This is a genomic window from Frankia canadensis (genome assembly GCF_900197875.1).
GTDB classification, from domain to species: domain Bacteria; phylum Actinomycetota; class Actinomycetes; order Frankiales; family Frankiaceae; genus Frankia; species Frankia canadensis.
Genome location: NZ_FZMO01000316.1, coordinates 1 through 3,838, shown reverse-complemented (window position 1 = coordinate 3,838; position 3,838 = coordinate 1). Strand labels below are relative to the sequence as shown.

Here is a 3,838-nt window from a genome sequence, read left to right as displayed (position 1 = left end):
CGCGTGGGCTGCGGCCGCCGCCCGCCCGCGGCGCTCGCCGGGCGGCTGCGGTCGCTGGGCGGGCGGGCGGCGGCCGCAGCCCACGCGCGCCGGCACAGCCTGGTGCTGCTCGCCGTGCTGCTGCCCGCCGTGGCGGTGATCCACGGGGTGAACTTCGACGGCTGGCCGGGCCGGGTGACCGACGACGAGGGCACCTACGCTGCCCAGGCCTATTCGATGCAGTACTGGAACCGCATCGCTCATTACACCTACTGGTACGACCACCCGTTCGGCGGCTGGCTGCTCATCGCCATCTACACGAAGCTGACCGACGGCTTCCACCGGGCGGCGACGGCCGTCACCGCCGCCCGTGAGCTGATGTTCCTGCTGCATCTGGTCAGCTGCGTGCTGCTGTACCGGCTGGGCCGCCTGCTGGGCCTGCGCCGGTTCTTCGCCGGCGTCGCGCTGCTCGCCTTCTCGCTCAGCCCACTGGGATTGTGGTATCAGCGGATGGCGTTCCTCGACAACATCGCGGTGATGTGGCTGCTCGCCGCGTTCGTCGCCGCGGCCTCGCCGCGGCGCAGCGTCGCCGCGGCCGCGCTCGCCGGCACGTTCATGGCGTTCTCGTTCTGGTCGAAGGAAACGACCCTGCTGTTCCTGCCCGGCCTGTACGTTCTGCTGCGCCAGCACCGCGACGGGCGCAACTGGCGGTTCGTCCGGCGGAATTTTCTTGGCTGCCTGATCGGCATCTGCGGTATCTACATTCTGTACGCGGCGGCGAAGAACGAGTTGTTCGAGGGCCCCGGCCACGTGTCCCTGGAGTGGGCGGTCCGATGGCAGCTGTTCGACCGCGCGCCCAGCGGCAGCGTGCTGGACACGAACAGCGACACCTACCACGTGGTGCGCTCCTGGCTGGATCTCGATCCGTACGTGGCGCTGGCGGGTATCGCCGCGGCGGTGCCGCTGCTGGCGCTGCGCCGGCTGCGCGTCGTCGCGGCGCTGCTGCTGGTCCAGTTCGCGTTCATCTTCCGCAACGGCTACCTGCCCAACCCGTACGTGACGGCGATGCTGCCGTTCGCGGCGCTCTGCGCGGCCGGCCTGCTCGACGTCGCTCTGCCCCGCGCTGGCGCCCACACCGTGTCCAACTGGCCACTGGCGGTGTGGACGTGGACTCGCCGCGCGGTCGTCGCACTCGCGCTGTCCGCCGCCGTGACGGCCCTGGCCTGGGAGTGGACGCCGACGATCCACACCGCGCTGACCTCCGACGCCAGCGCCCCGAGCCGCGACGCGACGCGCTGGTTCCTCGCCCACATCCATGACCACGGCATCGTCGTCACCGACGACATCGCCTGGACCGACCTGGTGATCGCCGGACGACGCCCCCTGCCGGTGTGGTTCTACAAGGTCGATCTCGACCCGGCGGTGCGCGCCCAGTTCCCCCGCGGCTGGCGCGACATCAACTACCTGATGATGGGCAAGCCGCCCGACTCGGTGCTCACCGAGGTCCCGCTCGTCGCCGAGGCGCTGCGCCACTCCGTGGTGCTGAAGTCGTTCGGCAACGGCGAGATCGAGATCCGACGCGTCCTGCCGCCCCGGTGACGCCACCCGCGATCCCACGGTCACCACCCCGCGGCGCCGGCGGTGGCCGGCGCCGGCGGTGGCCGGGGCCTGGCGCGGCGGGGTGTTGAGGAGCACGTAGAGGGAGTCGTCGAGGCTGAGCGGCCCGGTGTCGGTGGGAAGGACGCTGCGATCGGTGACATGCCTGGTCGTGTGGGCGAGAGCGGGAAGGGGATCGGCGCCGGGATGGGTGGACTGCGCGCCGGTGAGGGTGCGTCCGTCGGGGAGATCGAGGCGCAGGGTGCCGTCCCGGCCGCGGTGCACGGTGATGGCGTGGTCGTGGACGGCGCGATGGTGCCGCCCGCAGAGGAGGGTGAGCGCCTCGATGTCCGTCGCGCCGCCCTCCCGCCACGGGCGGCAGTGGTGGATGTGGAGCCACCGACTGTGGGTGCAGCCGGGGAACTGACAGCGGCCGTCGTCGCGGAGGTGGACGGCGGCGCGCAGGTGCTGGGTGGGGAAGCGGCGGCGGCGTCCGAGGTGGAGAGGGTCGCCATGGTCGTCGGTGTGCAGGGCTCGAAGATGCCCGTCGCAGGCGAGCCGCTCGAGGACGGCGGGAGGCAGGCCGACGCCAGCGCCGAGCGGGCTGCTCATAGTGATCGGGATGGTCGCGGAGGGCCTGACGTGGACGGTGATGGTGTGGGCGGGGTTGAGGAGCCGGGGTGGGTCGTGGTGGAGGGCGGCCTCGGCAAGGGCGACGAGGGCGTCAGCGTCGCGCTCCCGATGCCGCGGGACGGCGATGGTGCCGCCCGCGCGGTGCACGTCGTCGCGGGATACGTCGTCACGGGATACGTCGTCGACCGTTGGCTTGGGGCCGCGGTCCGTCTCGGCGGCCTGATCGCTCGTCCCGCGGGCAGAGCTGTCGAGGTGGGTGCGGGTGGTGTCCAGCGCGGTGAGAACCACAGCGGCGTCCTCGGCGGGGAGCACCACGGTGATGTGGGTCATGCCGTCGTCGTCGGTCCGAACCGTGAGCCGGCGGCCTTCGCCGCGCGGGGCGGGGTCGGCGCTGTGCTGGCGGTAGGCGGCAGTCAGGCGCTCGAGCTCGCTGCCGGTGCAGGCGCGGGCGTGGCGTAGCCACAGGTCGTCCGTCTCCGGGGTGGCGACGCGGGCGACGGCACGGACCTTGCTGTAGGAGAGCTGCCCGGCGGCGAAGGCGCGGTGGATTTCGGGCAGCCGCTCCAGGGCGTGCGCGGTGCGCAGATGCTCTTGGGCGGTGCGCAGACCGAGGCCACAGCGCAGCGACAACCAGTGGGCGCAGGTCTTGATGCCGATGCCGAACCAGGCCTTGCGCCGGTCGAAGGCGGCGACGAGGCGCAGCCAGTGGCAGGTGGCCGCCGAGATCCGTCCGGCCCAGCGGCACAGCTCCGCCTCGACCTCGGCGATCGGCGCGGTGTCCGGGTCGATCACCAGCTCGGCGTCCCGGGGGTCGAACGGGCGGGGGCTGTCCGCCAGACTGGGGCTGGCGGACGGGACCGCGATGTAGGGGGGCATCGGCATCACCAGGGGGCAGGGGTTGATGACTGGACGGGACGATGTTCGCGCCCGCCACCGACAATTCTTACCCATCGCTTGCCGGCCTGCGTCACGTTGTTTGCCGTGCCTCGCGTATCGGACGCTGCCGACTAAGTGGTAACCGCATTTCTTATGGCTTGTGGCGGCAACCAGTCGGCTGCCGGAGCCATATGATCCGGAAAAGAGCGGCCGGGGACGACTGAAATTCGCATTCCGCGAAATTCGAGCGTGTCGCCGACTGTGGGCACGTCGGCGAACACCGACGCACTCCTCGGGGGCGTCCGCCCCCGTGACGCGCCTGCCGCCGCCACGGACTCCGGTCAGGGATCGCGTTCCGCGGAACGTTTCGCCGCGGGGTGAGTTGCCGCCCGCGGGTGCTCCGGCGATTTCCTGACAAGCGATTGCGTTCTGCGGAACGCGGCCGGGCTGACCTGGCCGGCCGGCCACGAGGTGTGTACCTCGTCGCGCGGCTGGCCGAGGCCAGGCGGAGTGCGGCGAAGGTGGTGACGGTCAGGACAGGGCGAGCAGCGCGCCGAGGAAGAAGCCGATCGCCGCAAGCCACACGAAGGTCGGCAGCGCCCGCAGGAAGGCCGCCTGCGCCGTCGGCTGCCCCGAGCCCGCGGCCGGCGCCCCCTGCCCGGCCGACGCGGCCTGACCTGCCGGGACGGCTTGCCCGGCCGGGATGCGCTGGCCGACCGGGACGCCCTGGCCGGGCAAGCCGTCCCGTCAGGTC

3 protein-coding genes and 1 pseudogene are annotated in these 3,838 nt (G+C 72.1%); 2 read left to right on the top strand and 2 right to left on the bottom strand.

Annotated features, from left to right (window positions below; genetic code table 11):
* The first annotated feature begins 3 nt into the window (after nucleotides 1–3).
* Complete coding sequence (locus C1A33_RS36930) at nucleotides 4–1,578, top strand: 4-amino-4-deoxy-L-arabinose transferase (protein WP_243407809.1); 1,575 nt, start codon at nucleotides 4–6, stop codon at nucleotides 1,576–1,578.
* Between the two features lie 354 nt (nucleotides 1,579–1,932).
* Here the strand turns inward: C1A33_RS36930 and C1A33_RS38075 are convergent.
* A pseudogene (locus C1A33_RS38075) lies at nucleotides 1,933–2,187 on the bottom strand (HNH endonuclease); the annotation flags it as partial.
* 676 nt (nucleotides 2,188–2,863) lie between these two features.
* On the opposite strand from C1A33_RS38075, the gene C1A33_RS36920 reads away from it, so the two are divergent.
* Nucleotides 2,864–3,076, top strand: coding sequence for a hypothetical protein (locus tag C1A33_RS36920; protein ID WP_243407808.1), 213 nt, complete (start codon nucleotides 2,864–2,866; stop codon nucleotides 3,074–3,076).
* Between the two features lie 539 nt (nucleotides 3,077–3,615).
* Here the strand turns inward: C1A33_RS36920 and C1A33_RS36915 are convergent.
* The gene (locus tag C1A33_RS36915; RefSeq protein WP_101833265.1) at nucleotides 3,616–3,822 is read right to left on the bottom strand and encodes a hypothetical protein; all 207 of its coding nucleotides are present in this window, start codon (nucleotides 3,820–3,822) and stop codon (nucleotides 3,616–3,618) included.
* Nucleotides 3,823–3,838: the final 16 nt, after the last annotated feature.

Coding starts and splice junctions, on each gene's coding strand:
- C1A33_RS36920 (WP_243407808.1), top strand. CDS start 2,864: ATGCCGAACCAGGCCTTGCGCCGGTCGAAGGCGGCGACGAGGCGCAGC.